Consider the following 15,533-nt stretch of genomic DNA (forward strand, 5'->3'; position numbering starts at 1 on the left):
GAAGAAATAAAAACGATGAAAGTCCAGCTTGGAGCCTTTCTATAAGAGAGGCATCCGAGTTGGACTTTCTTTTTTCGTTTTCCTCAGGAGGAATATGATGTGTTTTTCCCTGATACTCCAGGGATATTAATGATGCTCAGGCACAATGGCGAGATACACCAGATCATGATCGGTGAGATTCTCCATATAATGAGCATGGTTCATCGGGCAGTAATGCACCTGTCCCTGTCGAACCTCCTCCACGGTATCATCATAATGGAAAGTAGCAGTGCCGCTTACCACATAGATAATCTCGCAGTTGCCCTCATGAGTATGAAGACCAGTTGATGCACCCGGACGCAAGGTAGAATACATAATCTTCACCTTGTCATCCACATAGTTACGAGTATCGAGCTTACCCTGTCCACCCTTGAAGCCCTCCAAATGAGCCTCAGCAATTTTTTCGAAATCTATTACCATCTTTATAATGTTTATTGTTTAATATCTATTGCTTACAGTCTATTGTCTGCTGTTTACTTGGCTTTTATAAATGAAGCCCTGCAGCTTACTTTGCTTTCGCAAAATACTTCCATAGGGGAGCCGCCATCAGGCTTTGCCAGATTTCTCCCTTCTCCAGCATTTCCATCACTTCATCCCTGGAGAAGAGGCGAACCTCGATATCCTCAGCCTGGTCAAGATGCTGCACATCCATGCGCTCCACATCCGTAGCCAGATAACAATGGGTTAGATTGGTATGCGTGCTTGGGTTGGCAGAAATCGTCATCCACTTCTGCCAGTTACCGCCTCCGAATCCAGTCTCTTCCATCAGCTCTCGCTTGGCAGCCGCCATCGGGTCCTCGCCCTTCTCTATCACTCCTGCGCAGAGTTCATTCACCGTCTTCCCTATCGCATAGCGATACTGGCGAACGAATACGAACATTCCGTCCTTCGTGATGGCGATGGTATTCACCCAATCGGGATATTCCAGCACGTAATATTCATCGATAATGGCTCCCGTAGGCAATTCCACCTTATCCACTCGTGCCGTGAGCCAAGGCTTCTCTATCAGATACTTCTGCGAGAGCGTCTTCCATTTCATATCTTTATCAGCCATTTTCTTACTTCATTTAAAAAACTGAATTTTCTTTATTTTAATTGATGGTGCAAAAGTACGAAAAAAGATTGAAAGGATAGAAATATTTCTATGAAAATGACAGTTTTTCATTTTTTTTTGCCGTACTGGATATTGACAGCGAATACCTCAGCACCTTCGATGATATTGATAAGAATTGGCTGGAGAAGGTAGCAGAACTGTTCACCTGATTCCTTAATATTCATTTCCCTCTTGCTTGATTACACTCGGACCATCGATGAGTTCAGGCTGAGGGGCATTTCGGTTCACGTCACCATACGCCCTTCCCAGATCGCTCATCGTAATACTGATGTTTCGGTTCACGGGTCTGTCTTTATCTGAAAGACTGTGCGAAAAGAGTCACTGATAGGTTTTCTTCAGATAAAACACTCGGGCAGGGGTACCGTGATTGGCACCCTTCCACCAGTCGTATATCAATCGGGTATCCTTGCCATCCTTCACAAGTTTATCTACCACCACCTTCGATTGCTTGACCGGTACTGCCCTATCTGCAGTTCCATGGATAATCCAGAAAGGCAAATCGCCCAATCCGCTCACATCTTTATACGAACAGCCGCCACACAGCGCCATGCCGGCAGCTATTCTGTCGGGATAAGTGGCGCTGACATCCATGGTTCCATAACCGCCCAAGCTCATGCCCAAGACATAAACCCGGGTAGAATCGCACGGATAATTCTTCTTCACCCAATCGAGCATATCCATGATTTTCTTCGGATTCCAAGCCCCGCCCGGATTCTGCGGAACGATGGTCAGCGCATCGATATCGCGCCCCTTGACGATGGCATCAAGCGGTCCGTACCTTCTCACCTTATCCAGATTCCTGCCGCAAAGACTGGCACCATGCAGAAAGATGATGACCGGTGTATGCTCTTGCGAATAAAAATAATCTACTGGCGTATAAACCCAGAAGTTGTAGCCTCCCGGAATCTCATCTTTCACGGCTCGCAGAAAGTCGTAAGCCGACATGCTGCATACGGAAAGACAGAATAATATGAACAAAAATATCTTCTTCATTTTTCTACTTTATTTTTTCTTTATCACAATTGTTTTAAAACAGTCTCTTAATACTCCCGCATATTGATTTTGTGAATCAGAAAGCAGGATAAGTACTTGAGAACCATCTTCCAATTTGGGGCCAAGACACATTCCTTCGTAATTTGCAAAAGAACGCTTTACGAGCGACAGACTAGTCTTCCATTCGGTAAGCAATTGCTTTTTGACAAAGGGCGAATCTTGATAGAGATGATCATAATCAGAAAGACTCATCTCATTTGAAGGATTCACCAAATAAAGCTTGCACTTGCAAAATGCGCCCAGTTTAACTTTCGGAATGAAAGCCTCACGCTCTAATACCAGAAGTTGCCCATCCGGCAAAACGCAAAGTTCACTTACTCCCATCACATACGTCTCGGCTTTTCTACGAGTAGAAGGTGCATCCATCTGATAAGCGTACATTGTCATGCCAGATCCGATAGAATCTTGTAAACCATGAGACCAGGAATAAGCCATTAACCGCAACTTATTAGCTAATCCATTCTCCGGGGTAGCCGGTACACCATCCTTCCGAAGCGTACTTTCAGGAATTGTCCAAAGCAGATGGCGGATAGAATCGAAAGCCAGTGACTCGAAATTATAATTAGGATAAAAATTATCTGGCGGCCAAACATTCTCCCAACCCTTCAGATATAATTTCGCTGGATAATCCTTTATGAGATATTCCTTCAATCTACATTTTCCTTCACTGGCTATTACCACTGTAGAATCCGACACCTTAGTTATAGCCTCATGATCAAAACCTTTTTCCGTTCCATGCCATGGTTTACCATCAAAGCGACTACCATCCACCATAAAAGTATATCCCAGGTTCTCCACCTGCTCCAAATCGCCCGTCACAGGATTCACTTGAATGCGAAAATTAAAGTAGAGGGCACTATCCGACTTATCACTCACCACCGCATATATATCATCATGCAAATGGGTAATGCCACTATAGTTGCCAGCAGGTACTGTCTTATGAAAAGACTTCTGAACATTCTCTCTCACCACCTGCCACTCTTGAGCATAGCCCATGAAACTAAAAAAAAGAAGAGTACTCAGCAGTACTCCTCTCCCCATTATTATTTTCATAAAACTTTCATTTTTTAGGAATTTACATAGCTGCATAAGTTAAGACAAACTCCATGGTCAGTTCAAAGTCAACATGCGCTACCTTCTTATTTTTCAAGTTCTCTACATCACAAGCCCAATCAGACATCGTATCAAAAGGCTTCACGCGCATATCATCAAACTTCAAGTTTTCTTCAGAAAACAATTTGTAAACCGTTTCCTTGGCACACCAATGTACCAACTTGGAATCCAAATCAGAAGCATTCTCATCCATTCTTAAGAATTTAGAAGAAATACGTTCTACCCTATCGCTGAAATATTCTATGTCAACAGCTACTTCCTGATTTCTGGAAAGAATAAGCGCTGCGTACCCCTTGGTATGACTCACACTGATATGATAACCGCGAAACAAAGGTTTACCCGCCTCATTATGGATGATATCACCAGCATGAAACAGCAATCCCTTGGATGCCCCATTCGCCTTCAACATCTCATACATCAATGCACGAATGGCAAGAAACTCAAGTTTCCTGCCATCATTCTTATATTTTTCCTCCAATGATGATCTATAGGCTTGAAGATGAGGATACTGTTCGAACAACTGCTCTACCTCCTCATCCATCTGCCATAAGCCTAAACTCACACCTGGATAAACTTCACGTATATTGACTACTGCCATACCATGTTATTTTTTTTCTTCTTCCAGATTTCTTACGGGATGCACCGTAACCTTAATCTTACTGATACGGCGCTCCTCTACATTCATCACCTCGAAAGTATAATTCTTATAATCTATCTTCTCGTGAATACTAGGGAAATCTCCCTTTATCTCAAGCAACAGACCTGCCAAAGTATCAGCATCACCCTCTACCTCTTCAAACTCCTCATCATCTACATTCAAGATACGACAAAGGTCTGTAAGCAGGGTTTTTCCTTCGAAAATAAATGTGTTGTAATTCAATTTCGAATAGAACTTCTCTTCCTCATCATATTCATCATTGATTTCGCCAACGATTTCCTCCAAGATGTCTTCAAGAGTAACAATGCCGCTTGTACCACCAAATTCATCTACCACAATGGCGATATGCACCTTATTTTCCTGAAATTCACGCAACAAATCATCAATCTTTTTTGTTTCAGGAACGAAATAAGGAGGACGGATCAAACTCTGCCAGCGAAAATTGGAACTCTTCGTAAGATGAGGCAGTAAGTCCTTGATATACAGAATGCCACGAATATTATCCGTATTATCCTGATAAACAGGAATACGGCTATAATTATTGTCTTCAATGCATTTCAAGACATCTGCATAATTACTTCGTATATCCAAATCTATAATATTCTGTCTACTGGTCATCACCTCTTTGGCTGTTTCATCTCCAAAACGGATAATACCCTTCAGCATGTTCTGCTCATCCTTGATATCGTTCTTATCAGTGAGTTCCAATGCCTGTTCCAGATCATCAACACTTAGAACATGATTCTCTTTCTGTATGATTTTTTCTGCCATCATTCCGCTCTTGAGCAAAATATTTTCAATAGGCCAAAACAGCTTACGGGCAAACATAATTCCTCCCACACAACGACGACAAAACTTCAACGGATCCTGACGGGCATAAACCTTTGGCATAATTTCACCAAAAAGCAAGAGTAAGAAGGTGAGAATTACTGTAGTAAAAAGAAACTGAAGTAAAAGTGCTCTTTCACCGAACGAAATAACGCCAGCAATCACATAGTTCAAGAGCATGATAATTGTAACATTGACAAAATTATTTGCAATAAGAATTGTTGCCAATGTACGCTCAGAATCATCACGAAGATTCTGAATTTTCTTGTCTGCCCCAAACTTTCCGTCTTCCAGCTCAGCGACATCAGAGGGTGACAAACTGAAGAATGCTATCTCCGAGCCGCTGGCAAAAGCAGACATAAGTAACAATACAGCAGCCAGAATGGCTGCTATAATCACTCCGGTAGTGGGCTGTTGTAAAACCACATCTCCGAAAGCATCTGTTATGGTTGAAATATCCAATTTCTGATCTTAAAATTTAATAACAACAAAATAGCACTAGCTAGAATGGGAGTCCATCTTCACTTTGTGACGTCTGAGAAGAACCACTTGCTCCCTGTGTAGCAGGCTGAGGTGTTGGGGTAACAGTCTGAGAAGCTTGAGATGCTGACGATGACATTGATTTCGGCGTAAGCATCTCCATATTATCAACATAAATCTCAGTTATATACCTGCGCTTTCCTTGCTTGTCATCATACGAGCGATAACGTATCTTTCCTTCCACATAGAGTTTATCACCCTTATGAACATATCTCTCCACTATTTTTGCTAAAGCCCGGTAAAAAACCAGATTATGCCAATCAGTATGGTCAGGCACCTGAGTTCCATTAGTCAGAGTATACCCCTTCTCTGTCGTTGCCAATACCACTTGAGCTACAGCTTGGTCGGCATCATAATAATGAACATCAGGCTCTTTACCCACATTGCCTATTAACATGACTTTATTCATAGCCTACCTCCTCAAATTTGAAACTTATCTACATTACTTTATTTCCACATACCCAAATAACGGTATGCAAAATTCTTGCCCTTTGCCGACGGGAACTGGCTACGGGAATCTACTCGCTGACGCAAATACTCAACGATACGATTATAGCAGTCCAAAGCAGAGAGCGCCTTGACATTAGCAACGAAATGGGTATCACGATATTCGAACTTACCAGTGGCAGGAATCATAACGACACGCTTAAAATCAAGCGCACCTTCATACCAACCCGGCTGTTGCTGGTTCAATCGAACAACAGAAGGGCTCACATTTTCACGATGTTCCCCAGAAGGAGTTGAACGCAACGCCTTCTTGTCTTTGAAGTCACGCATGCTAGCTGCAGTGGTTTTTATAACGATGAAATAGACACGGGGGCGAACCTTATAACGCTTAGGATAACAAACATCACTAGCAGCATAATCGCGTACATCAGCCTCTAATGATTCGTCCATACCAATTTCAGGAATACTCTTCAAAAAATCTATTGCTTGATCCACATTTGTTGCAAATGCTTCCTGATCAAAATATCTTAAATATAAATTCATAAATTAGGTATGTTTCTCTATTTAAACAAATAAAATAGAGCGGAAAACGGGACTCGGACCCGCGACCCCAACCTTGGCAAGGTTGTGCTCTACCAACTGAGCTATTTCCGCTTATTAATCTACAAAAGACGTGAAGAGGAGGAGACTCGAACTCCCACGACACAATTGTCACTACCCCCTCAAAGTAGCGCGTCTACCAATTCCGCCACCTCTCCAACATTAAGCAATTAATCATTGTGCCCAAGACAGGACTCGAACCTGCACGTTGTGAAACACACGCACCTGAAACGTGCGCGTCTACCAATTCCGCCACTTGGGCCCGATTTCAATATCCTATCTCAAAGATATCAAAATATGAGCGGAAAACGGGACTCGGACCCGCGACCCCAACCTTGGCAAGGTTGTGCTCTACCAACTGAGCTATTTCCGCTTATCAAATAATAACAGTGAAGAGGAGGAGACTCGAACTCCCACGACACAATTGTCACTACCCCCTCAAAGTAGCGCGTCTACCAATTCCGCCACCTCTCCAGAAATTATTATTCACCAAATATCTTAATAAAGATAAAGCTTGATGTTGTCTTCAAAAAAATCTGAGCGGAAAACGGGACTCGGACCCGCGACCCCAACCTTGGCAAGGTTGTGCTCTACCAACTGAGCTATTTCCGCTTATTTCCTACTCTTCATAGGAGCGTTCCTCTGAATGCGAGTGCAAAGGTACTACTTTTTTCCGAATTACCAAACTTTTCTTGAACTTTTTTTGAAAAAAAGATGCATTTTGCCCATTTTTCAGGCAAAAACGCACCTTTTTCCGTAGTTATTGTACCTTTTTACTGGTTTTCTTCATTCTTTTATCCCGTTTTTAATCCATACGCGAAAGATAATCCTCATATCCAAATTCGCGTAAGATTTCCAAATTTCCATCCAAATGAACGATACCTATAGCCGGATGGGAGATTCCGTTAAAGGTATTTGTCTTCACCGTAGTGTAGTGAAGCATATCTTCAAAGATAATATTTTCACCCACTTCCAGTTCATGGTCAAATTTCCAGAAGCCCATAAAGTCACCACTGAGGCAGCTGTTTCCACCTATTCTATATATATACTCCCCCTCTGGAGCCTTCATCGGATCATCAACCTCTAATGTTTCAGCATTTCTGATAGCAGGCATATATGGCATCTCAAGGCAATCGGGCATATGACAAGTAAAACTTGCATTGATAATACCCGTCTTGATTCCCTTATCTTCTACCACATCTACAACTTGTGTAACCAGCGGACCTGTTTGCCATCCAAAAGCACTACCCGGCTCCATGATTACCTTCAGAAGTGGATAACGGGCATGGAAATCCTTCAATATATTAATAAGGTGTTCCACATCATAGTCTTTACGGGTCATAAGATGGCCTCCACCAAAGTTTATCCATTTCAACTGCGGAAACCATTTGGCAAATTTTTCTTCAATATGCTTCAAAGTACGCTCAAATACATCAGCCCCACTCTCGCAATGACAGTGACAATGGAATCCTTCTATGTCAGAAGGCAATTTTTCCGGCAATTTATCTGCAGAAACACCAAATCGCGTACCCGGTGCGCAAGGATTATATAATAAGGTGGAAACCTCAGAATATTCAGGATTCACCCGCAACCCATATTTGATAGAAGGATTTGCTCGTCGGGCACGTTCATGATATCGCTCATACTGAGAAAGCGAATTGAACGAAAGATGACTGGAACACCGAGCTATCTCGTCAATTTCATAATCAGTATAAGCAGGAGAGAACGTATGAGCAGGACTCCCGAACTTTTCAAAAGCCAATTTTGCCTCACTCAAGGAACTAGCCGTTGTGGAATTGATATACTCTCTAAAGATAGGAAAAGTCTTCCACAAAGCATACGCTTTAAAAGCAAGAATAATTTCCACATCGGCACGCTCAGCCACACTTTTGATGAGCGATAAATTGCGGCGCAGAAGTTCCTCCTCCAAAACGTAAATTGGTATGTGAACTTCGCAAAAAGATGATAAATTTACTCTCATTTCTTGATAAATATTAATTTTATGGTGCAAAGATAGCTTTTTATCCCGATATAATTGCATGTTTGCGAATTTTTTAATACTTTTGCAGTATAAAATGCATTTTGACGATGAAATTAGCAATAATGACAAAGTCCACATTCTTTGTGGAAGAAGACAAGATACTCACCTCGTTGTTCGACGAGGGCATGGACAACCTGCACCTTTTCAAGCCAGGTTCCTCACCCATGTATTCAGAGCGATTGCTCACTTTATTGCCAGAAGACTACCGTAGCAAGGTTACGGTTCACGACCATTATTACCTCAAGCAGGAATACGACTTGGCGGCAATACATATCGATGATCCACTTGCATCTGTACCAGATGGCTATAAGGGTAAGTACAGCCGTACCTGTACAGACCTCTCCATGTTGAAGGAGATGAAAAAGAAATCAAACTCCGTTTTTCTGAAGAATATCTTCGACTGTATTGAGTTTAAGGATGAAAAATCATCTTTCTCCATGCAGCAGCTGGAGATGGCAGCAAAGGCTGGACTCATCGACAAGAAGGTATACGCTTTGGGAGGAATGAGTTTGGAAAACATCAAGGTAGCCAAAGAACTTGGTTTCGGTGGTGTTGTTATCTGTGGAGACTTGTGGAACCGATTCGACATCCACAATGAGAAAGACTTCAAAGAGCTGATTCTCCATTTTGAAAGATTGAGAAAAGCAAGCAGCTAAGGTTCTTTCTCCATAAAAGTACATTTGTAGTAAATAACTATTAATACACATAAACACTAATAGAAATGAGTGACAAAAACTCTTTTTTGGTATTCTCTGGTACTAATTCGAGATACCTTGCAGAGAAAATCTGCGCTAGTTTAGGTTGCCCACTGGGTAATTTGGTAGTAACCAAGTTCTCTGATGGTGAATTTGGCGTATCTTTCGAGGAGTCTATCCGCGGACGCGATGTTTTCCTCGTACAGAGCACATTCCCTAATTCAGACAACTTGATGGAGTTGCTCCTGATGATTGACGCAGCAAAGCGTGCTTCTGCCCGCAATATTATTGCTGTTGTTCCTTACTTCGGATGGGCCCGTCAGGATCGCAAGGACAAACCACGTGTCAGCATCGGCGCTAAACTGGTAGCCGACTTGCTCAGCGTTGCCGGTATCGACCGTCTCATCACCATGGACCTCCACGCAGACCAGATTCAGGGATTCTTCGATGTTCCTGTCGATCACCTCTATGCTTCAGGCGTTATTTTGCCATACCTGCAGAGCTTGCGTCTCAAGGATATGGTAATTGCTTCTCCAGACGTAGGTGGTTCTAAGCGTGCCAATACTTATGCTAAGTACTTCGGTTGCCCTCTCGTTCTTTGCAACAAGACTCGTGCTCGCGCTAACGTGGTTGCCAGCATGCAGATCATTGGTGATGTAAAGGACAAGAATGTTGTCATCATCGATGACATGGTTGACACTGCAGGTACTATTACCAAGGCTGCCGACATCATGAAGCAGGCTGGTGCCAAGACTGTTCGTGCTTGTGCTTCTCACTGTGTAATGAGTGGTCCAGCTTCAGAACGCGTACAGAATTCTGCTCTCGAGGAGATTGTTTTCACTGATTCAATCCCTTACACCAAGCGTTGCGACAAGGTTAAGCAGCTAACTATCGCTGATATGTTTGCTGAGACTATCCGCCGCGTAGAAGACAACGAGAGTATTTCTTCTCAGTATCTCGTATAATACATATATAAAAGGACAGGATTTCTAAGTTGTTGAAATCCTGTCCTTTTATGATATAACCAATCCCCCATTATGAAAACATTATTAAAACTCTTTATCGGATTTTTCTTTATTCTTTATGCCCTTTTAGGTTTAATATTTTGCTTTGATTCTCCTGACACTCTTACCAATATCGAACTCTTAGTTGGCTATATTGTCATATTGTGTGGAATTTATTACATTATCAAAAAAAGTAAGAAATAAAAAATCCCACACCTCCTTGCGAGATGTGGGCTTAAATATATGATGCGAATAGAAATCCGCTATCCTATTAGTTCAACCACTTCACGTAGCAGAAGTCCTGACGGTGTGGCAACTTATCATTCTTAGGATACATACGTACGCCTGTCTTGAATGAACCAGCATTGATTGGCTCAATCTCAGTCTCGAATGTAAAGTTGTTACCCTCGTGACCAACCATCTTGAATGGATAAACAGCATAAATCTGCTTACCATCCTCTGGCTGATCCTTCAATACAACAAGCTCCAAGCCTACTGCATCGTTCAAGCCCTGCTCATCAATAACATACTGAACCTTGATCTTCTGACCAGTCTCAGCAGCCATCAGCATGCAGTCGTCCTTAGATACAACGTGGATACCATCCCAACGCTCTGCAACGCTCTCCTTCCAGAGTGCAATCTCCTTAGCAAGTGCATTGTCGTTAGCGCTCAACTTCTTGAAGCGGGCAGCCTCCTTATTGTAGAACTTATCATAGTAGTCATCCAACTGGCGCTTCATTGTATAGTGAGGAGCGATAGTAGCAATAGAGTTCTTTACTACCTGGATCCACTCCTTGCTGAAGCCTTCCTTATTCTTGTTGTAATACATAGGGATGATGTCGTTCTCCAAGAGGTTGTAGATAGTAGCAGCATCAAGCTGATCCTGGTAACCCTGGTTCTGGTATGTACGCTTCTCTGGAAGAGCCCAACCAGCACCCTCGCGGTAACCTTCTACCCACCAACCATCAAGTACAGAGAGGTTGACAACACCATTCATCTCAGCCTTCTCGCCAGATGTACCAGAAGCCTCCAATGGACGTGTAGGAGTATTCATCCAGATATCAACACCTGAAACCAGGCGACGAGCCAAAGTCATATCGTAGTCCTCGAGGAAGATGATCTTGCCGAGGAACTCTGGACGCTGACTGATCTCGAAGATCTTCTTGATCAAGCCCTGACCAGCACCATCAGCAGGGTGAGCCTTACCAGAGAAGAAGAACAATACTGGGTGCTCTGGATCGTTAACGATCTTAGACAAGCGATCCAAGTCTGTGAAGAGCAAGTGAGCACGCTTGTATGTAGCGAAACGACGGCAGAAACCAATCATCAAAGCATTAGGGTTGATACGCTCGAGCAAAGATACTACACGAGCAGGATCACCCTGGTTCTTCAACCATGTCTGTGTAAACTTCTCACGAATATAAGCTACGAGCTTCTTCTTCAATGTCATACGGGTATTCCAGATTTCAGCGTCTGAAACATTGTAGATGGCATGCCAGATTTCCTCGTTGCTCTGATCGTTCATGAAGTTCTTGTTGAAATATTTATCGTAGAGCTTACGCCATTCTGTTGCTGTCCAGGTTGGGAAGTGAACACCATTAGTTACATAACCTACGTGGTTCTCCTCTGGGAAGTAACCCTTCCAGATGTTAGAGAACATCTGCTGGCTTACCCAACCATGGAGCTTACTTACACCATTAACCTCCTGACAAGTATTGCAAGCGAATGTAGAGAGGCAGAAACGCTCGTTATGATCGTCTGCGTTCTCACGACCCATACCGATGAACTCATCCCAAGAGATACCAAGACGCTGTGGATAGCCACCCATGTACTTGCCGAAGAGAGCCTCGTCGAAGTAGTCATGACCAGCTGGCACTGGAGTATGAACAGTATAGAGAGAAGAAGCGCGAACCAACTCGAGAGCCTGGTTGAAGTTCAAGCCATCCTCCTCGATGTAGTCGCAGAGACGCTGCAAGTTGCAGAGAGCAGCATGACCCTCATTGCAGTGATAGATATCCTTCTTGATACCCATCTTCTTCAATGCGAGCATACCACCGATACCGAGCAAGATTTCCTGCTTCAAGCGGTTCTCCCAGTCACCACCATAGAGTGAGTGAGTGATAGGACGGTCGAACTCAGAGTTCATATCATTATCTGTATCCAGGAGATACAACTTGATACGACCAACGTTCATCTGCCATACGTATGCATGTACCTGATAGTTTGTGTAAGGAACATCAACTACCATTGGGTTACCATTCTCATCATATACTCGCTCAATAGGGAGAGAGTTGAAGTTCTGAGCGTCATAGTTAGCAATCTGCTGACCATCCATACTCAAAGACTGCTTGAAGTAACCAAATCTGTAGAGGAAACCAACGGCACACATATCCACGTTGCTGTCAGATGCCTCCTTCAAGTAGTCACCAGCAAGCATACCAAGACCACCAGAGTAGATTTTAACCACCTGGTTAATACCATACTCCATACAGAAGTAAGCTACAGAAGGGCGCTTTGAGTTTGGCTTAACATCCATGTACTCGCGGAACATCTTATAGACGTTCTTAACCTTAGCCATTGTCTCCTTATCCTTAACAATAGCCTCCTTGCGGTCGTAGCTCAAACGCTCCAAAAGCAATACAGGGTTAGCGTTGCACTTCTCGTACAAATCAGCATCAAGGCTCTTGAACAAGTCACGACCCTCATAGTTCCATGCCCACCACATGTTGTGAGCAATCTCGTCCAAGCACTTCAACTCCTTAGGAAGGCTAGACTTAATAGTAGTCTCCTTCCATTGAGGAGCATTAGCATAGTCTGCTTTAATTTTCATTGTGTTTCGATTTATATTAAAGTATTTATATTCTCTATAACTATATTGTGATTTCTCACTACCGAGAGAGAGATTTCTTTATTTTCCCATGCGGGCTTCAGCCTTTCTCAAAGCGAAATCGTAAGCATCATAATAGTACTCGATAAAGTGCTTCCACAAAGCCTTCTCTGAGAGTTTTTCTGCATTCTTACGACACTTGTTCACCTGAGTTTTAGTAAATCCAGAGTACTTAGCAACAGTATCCTTGATGGCATCAGCCACCTCTGAATAATTGTAGTCAGTACGCTTGATTACCTTCACACCATCCTCAATCTCGCTATACCTTCCCTTCTCCGAGTTAGCCCAGAGACCAAAACCTGCCAAATCGGTGGTGATACATGGAACCTTGAATGCAACAGCCTCCAAAGGCGTGTAGCCCCAAGGCTCATAATATGAAGGATAGATGCAGAGGTCGTTACCCAACACTACATCATAGTAACTCTTACTGATGATACCATCATCGCCTGTCAGGTAGCAAGGCAAGAAGATCAGTTTCACCTTGTCTTCCTTATTATTATGCATATTGAAGTACTTCAACATACCCAATACATTGTCATGGCTCATATTATGCAGCCAATGAGTAATTTCTGGAACCTCCAATGGAGTGTCAAACTTCTTGCCACTATTCAGACGGTCCAACAGATCCTGACGTGGATCGCCTACCCAACCAGGTACATCGATGAATGCCAGGACATTCTTCTTCAAGTTGCTATCACGAAGCAAACGATTCATTGCCTCGATATAGACATCGATACCTTTGTTGCGGAACTCGTAACGACCACTGGTAGAGACAATTAATGTATCATCGTCTAAATCTGTACCCATCAAGGCATTAGCCACATCGAGCAAACGCTTTCTTGCCTCCTTACGCTTCTTGGTAAAAGCTGTAGTCTTAGGAACAAAACTATTGTCAAAACCATTAGGCAAAACGAAGTCAACTGGTTTGTCCAGCAGCTCTTTGCACTCATTGGCAGTAATGTCGCTCACTGTTGTAAAACAGTCCACATACTTAGCAGTCTGCTTCTCAATAGAATGCTTGCTCTGCATATTAAGCTCCTGCGCCATCTGATCGCCATTATAGGCAAAGAGATAGTCATAAAGAGGCTTATTGTTGCCAGCAATACTTCTACCGATACTAGTTGCATGAGTAGTAAACACTGTAGCCACCTCAGGAAGATGCTTATTAACATAAAGCACACCAAGACCGGTCATCCATTCATTGCCATGATAGATAACTTTCTTGCCTTTTCCAACAACATGTTTGTAGAAACTCTCTACTACCAGAGCGGCAGCATAAGAGAACATCGATGCTTCGTCATAGTCACCATAAGCATGAAGACTATCAACCTGATAGTCCTGCCATAGTTGTCCATAAATCTGGTCTTTAACAGCATAGTAAGGATTGAAATCTACCAAAACAGCTACTGGCTCTCCCGGTATATTCCATCTACCTACTTTAACCTTTAAGCCCTCTTTCAGAGCTTCTGCTTTCCACTCCGCATAAAGCGTATCATCTTGAGAGAAATAAGGATTCACCTTGTCTCCCCAACAATCAGGACCAATGAAGATTAGCTGATCCTTTAACCTTTCCGTAAGAGTCTTAGCTCGTGTTGAAAGAACGGTGTAGATACCACCAACTTTATTACACACTTCCCAACTAGACTCAAATATGTAATCTGGAAATAATCTTTTCTTTTCCATATATAATTATCAATAAACACCGCAAAGATAGATAAATATTTGCAAAAAAACGAATTAATCTTATTAAAATCCTAAAAAAAATGCAGTTTTCTTGATTTAAATGAATAACTTTGTCGCAGTTAATTGAAAAAAGAGATGAAAAGAAAGATTTTAGCAACATTATTATGCCTAATTAGTATATCTAGTATGGCACAAACAGACAGCACCCTATTCAAGGGGAAGATTACAAACAAAGAGTATGATGTCTATATGAATATAGACTTCTACCATAAGAACCTCAAGGTTCCAGGACAGGAACTGTTCGGTGAAATGCCCGGATATTTCGGTGACAGACGTGATAGTCGCAAATGGCTGATTACAGATGCTGACATAGAAGGAAAGACCGCTCATCTATCCATTATCAATGATTACGGGAGCGAAGATCTTACTGCCGACCTCATAGCCTTGCCCGATGGTAGTTACGAGTTGCAGCAGAAAGAAGGAAGTAACCTGAAAATTGCCCGAAACCGGAAATGGGTGAAGATTCCTAAAAATCTGAAATTCACCAAGCAGTAGACAAAACACTCAGAATATCGCAGAAATACCCCTCGCTATTATGGTAAATAGCGAGGGGGTTATTATATTATATAGCAAGGGTAATTATACTAAATAGCCAGTGTTATTAAACAGAAAAGCCCCGACTACTTTCGTAATCGAGGCTTCTGAAATTGAAAGAAGGCAGCTACCTACTCTCCCGCATTGCATTGCAGTACCATCGGCGCAAGTGAGCTTAACTTCTCTGTTCGGAATGGGAAGAGGTGGGACCTCACCGCAATAACCACCTGATAATGG

The 15,533-nt window shown here is 42.7% G+C and carries 13 protein-coding genes, 6 tRNA genes, 1 rRNA gene and 1 pseudogene; 3 read left to right on the forward strand and 18 right to left on the reverse strand.

The features are described from left to right. Positions 1-126: 126 nt before the first annotated feature. The 15 genes and pseudogenes from ACTQ53_RS12910 to nspC all read right to left on the reverse strand — a co-directional run bounded on the left by ACTQ53_RS12910 (position 127) and on the right by nspC (position 8,373). On the reverse strand, positions 127-459 hold the full coding sequence (locus ACTQ53_RS12910; RefSeq protein WP_022122055.1) for a cupin domain-containing protein: 333 nt from the start codon (positions 457-459) through the stop codon (positions 127-129). Between the two features lie 85 nt (positions 460-544). Continuing rightward, a complete protein-coding gene (locus ACTQ53_RS12915) occupies positions 545-1,093 on the reverse strand; it encodes an NUDIX hydrolase (RefSeq protein ID WP_119227869.1) in 549 nt (182 codons plus the stop codon). Positions 1,094-1,306: 213 nt separating this feature from the next. Continuing rightward, a pseudogene (locus ACTQ53_RS12920) lies at positions 1,307-2,146 on the reverse strand (phospholipase). A gap of 9 nt (positions 2,147-2,155) precedes the next feature. Beyond that, the gene (locus ACTQ53_RS12925; protein ID WP_441933362.1) at positions 2,156-3,259 is read right to left on the reverse strand and encodes an esterase-like activity of phytase family protein; all 1,104 of its coding nucleotides are present in this window, start codon (positions 3,257-3,259) and stop codon (positions 2,156-2,158) included. A gap of 22 nt (positions 3,260-3,281) precedes the next feature. Beyond that, complete coding sequence (locus tag ACTQ53_RS12930) at positions 3,282-3,917, reverse strand: 4'-phosphopantetheinyl transferase family protein (RefSeq protein WP_295346901.1); 636 nt, start codon at positions 3,915-3,917, stop codon at positions 3,282-3,284. Between the two features lie 6 nt (positions 3,918-3,923). Beyond that, complete coding sequence (gene gldE, locus ACTQ53_RS12935; RefSeq protein WP_295346900.1) at positions 3,924-5,267, reverse strand: gliding motility-associated protein GldE; 1,344 nt, start codon at positions 5,265-5,267, stop codon at positions 3,924-3,926. Positions 5,268-5,307: 40 nt separating this feature from the next. Next, positions 5,308-5,754, reverse strand: coding sequence for a single-stranded DNA-binding protein (locus tag ACTQ53_RS12940; protein WP_153123858.1), 447 nt, complete (start codon positions 5,752-5,754; stop codon positions 5,308-5,310). A 38-nt stretch (positions 5,755-5,792) separates the two neighbouring features. Further along, positions 5,793-6,335, reverse strand: coding sequence for a hypothetical protein (locus tag ACTQ53_RS12945; RefSeq protein ID WP_441933365.1), 543 nt, complete (start codon positions 6,333-6,335; stop codon positions 5,793-5,795). Positions 6,336-6,373: 38 nt separating this feature from the next. Then, a tRNA-Gly gene (locus tag ACTQ53_RS12950) sits at positions 6,374-6,446 on the reverse strand. 20 nt (positions 6,447-6,466) lie between these two features. Continuing rightward, a tRNA-Leu gene (locus ACTQ53_RS12955) sits at positions 6,467-6,550 on the reverse strand. A gap of 22 nt (positions 6,551-6,572) precedes the next feature. Further along, positions 6,573-6,654, reverse strand: a tRNA-Leu gene (locus ACTQ53_RS12960). Positions 6,655-6,692: 38 nt separating this feature from the next. Then, positions 6,693-6,765 (reverse strand) — tRNA-Gly (locus tag ACTQ53_RS12965). Between the two features lie 17 nt (positions 6,766-6,782). Next, positions 6,783-6,866, reverse strand: a tRNA-Leu gene (locus ACTQ53_RS12970). Between the two features lie 65 nt (positions 6,867-6,931). Further along, positions 6,932-7,004 (reverse strand) — tRNA-Gly (locus ACTQ53_RS12975). 193 nt (positions 7,005-7,197) lie between these two features. Next, positions 7,198-8,373: a carboxynorspermidine decarboxylase gene (gene nspC, locus ACTQ53_RS12980; protein WP_441933367.1), complete on the reverse strand. Its 1,176-nt coding sequence runs from the start codon at positions 8,371-8,373 to the stop codon at positions 7,198-7,200. 107 nt (positions 8,374-8,480) lie between these two features. Between nspC and ACTQ53_RS12985 the strand changes: the two genes are divergently transcribed. Together ACTQ53_RS12985 and ACTQ53_RS12990 are read left to right on the forward strand one after the other, a co-directional pair. After that, positions 8,481-9,089 (forward strand): thiamine phosphate synthase, encoded by a 609-nt coding sequence (locus ACTQ53_RS12985; protein ID WP_294972239.1) that lies wholly within the window; start codon positions 8,481-8,483, stop codon positions 9,087-9,089. A 65-nt stretch (positions 9,090-9,154) separates the two neighbouring features. Further along, positions 9,155-10,093 carry a ribose-phosphate pyrophosphokinase gene (locus ACTQ53_RS12990; RefSeq protein ID WP_153124226.1) on the forward strand — a complete coding sequence of 313 codons (939 nt, stop codon included), beginning with the start codon at positions 9,155-9,157 and terminating at the stop codon, positions 10,091-10,093. Positions 10,094-10,403: 310 nt separating this feature from the next. Here the strand turns inward: ACTQ53_RS12990 and glgP are convergent, their stop codons facing one another. Both glgP and ACTQ53_RS13000 read right to left on the reverse strand, forming a co-directional pair. After that, entirely contained in the window at positions 10,404-12,962 is a 2,559-nt protein-coding gene (gene glgP / locus ACTQ53_RS12995) for an alpha-glucan family phosphorylase (RefSeq protein ID WP_441933370.1), read from the reverse strand. A 78-nt stretch (positions 12,963-13,040) separates the two neighbouring features. Continuing rightward, the gene (locus ACTQ53_RS13000; RefSeq protein ID WP_441933372.1) at positions 13,041-14,702 is read right to left on the reverse strand and encodes a glycogen/starch synthase; all 1,662 of its coding nucleotides are present in this window, start codon (positions 14,700-14,702) and stop codon (positions 13,041-13,043) included. Between the two features lie 186 nt (positions 14,703-14,888). Between ACTQ53_RS13000 and ACTQ53_RS13005 the strand changes: the two genes are divergently transcribed. After that, positions 14,889-15,257, forward strand: a complete 369-nt coding sequence (locus tag ACTQ53_RS13005) for a hypothetical protein (protein ID WP_229775103.1) — start codon at positions 14,889-14,891, stop codon at positions 15,255-15,257. Positions 15,258-15,414: 157 nt separating this feature from the next. Here the strand turns inward: ACTQ53_RS13005 and rrf are convergent. Then, positions 15,415-15,527, reverse strand: a 5S ribosomal RNA gene (gene rrf / locus ACTQ53_RS13010). Positions 15,528-15,533: the final 6 nt, after the last annotated feature.

It is taken from the genome of Prevotella sp. Sow4_E9_plate (assembly GCF_052116205.1).
In the GTDB taxonomy this organism is placed as follows: domain Bacteria; phylum Bacteroidota; class Bacteroidia; order Bacteroidales; family Bacteroidaceae; genus Prevotella.

Bases quoted from the DNA above. Each gene is read 5' to 3' on its own strand.
- ACTQ53_RS12910 (WP_022122055.1), bottom strand. From the start codon at position 459: ATGGTAATAGATTTCGAAAAAATTGCTGAGGCTCATTTGGAGGGCTTC.
- ACTQ53_RS12915 (WP_119227869.1), bottom strand. From the start codon at position 1,093: ATGGCTGATAAAGATATGAAATGGAAGACGCTCTCGCAGAAGTATCTG.
- ACTQ53_RS12925 (WP_441933362.1), bottom strand. From the start codon at position 3,259: ATGAAAATAATAATGGGGAGAGGAGTACTGCTGAGTACTCTTCTTTTT.
- ACTQ53_RS12930 (WP_295346901.1), bottom strand. From the start codon at position 3,917: ATGGCAGTAGTCAATATACGTGAAGTTTATCCAGGTGTGAGTTTAGGC.
- ACTQ53_RS12940 (WP_153123858.1), bottom strand. From the start codon at position 5,754: ATGAATAAAGTCATGTTAATAGGCAATGTGGGTAAAGAGCCTGATGTT.
- ACTQ53_RS12945 (WP_441933365.1), bottom strand. From the start codon at position 6,335: ATGAATTTATATTTAAGATATTTTGATCAGGAAGCATTTGCAACAAAT.
- nspC (WP_441933367.1), bottom strand. From the start codon at position 8,373: ATGAGAGTAAATTTATCATCTTTTTGCGAAGTTCACATACCAATTTAC.
- ACTQ53_RS12985 (WP_294972239.1), top strand. From the start codon at position 8,481: ATGAAATTAGCAATAATGACAAAGTCCACATTCTTTGTGGAAGAAGAC.
- ACTQ53_RS12990 (WP_153124226.1), top strand. From the start codon at position 9,155: ATGAGTGACAAAAACTCTTTTTTGGTATTCTCTGGTACTAATTCGAGA.
- glgP (WP_441933370.1), bottom strand. From the start codon at position 12,962: ATGAAAATTAAAGCAGACTATGCTAATGCTCCTCAATGGAAGGAGACT.
- ACTQ53_RS13000 (WP_441933372.1), bottom strand. From the start codon at position 14,702: ATGGAAAAGAAAAGATTATTTCCAGATTACATATTTGAGTCTAGTTGG.
- ACTQ53_RS13005 (WP_229775103.1), top strand. From the start codon at position 14,889: ATGGCACAAACAGACAGCACCCTATTCAAGGGGAAGATTACAAACAAA.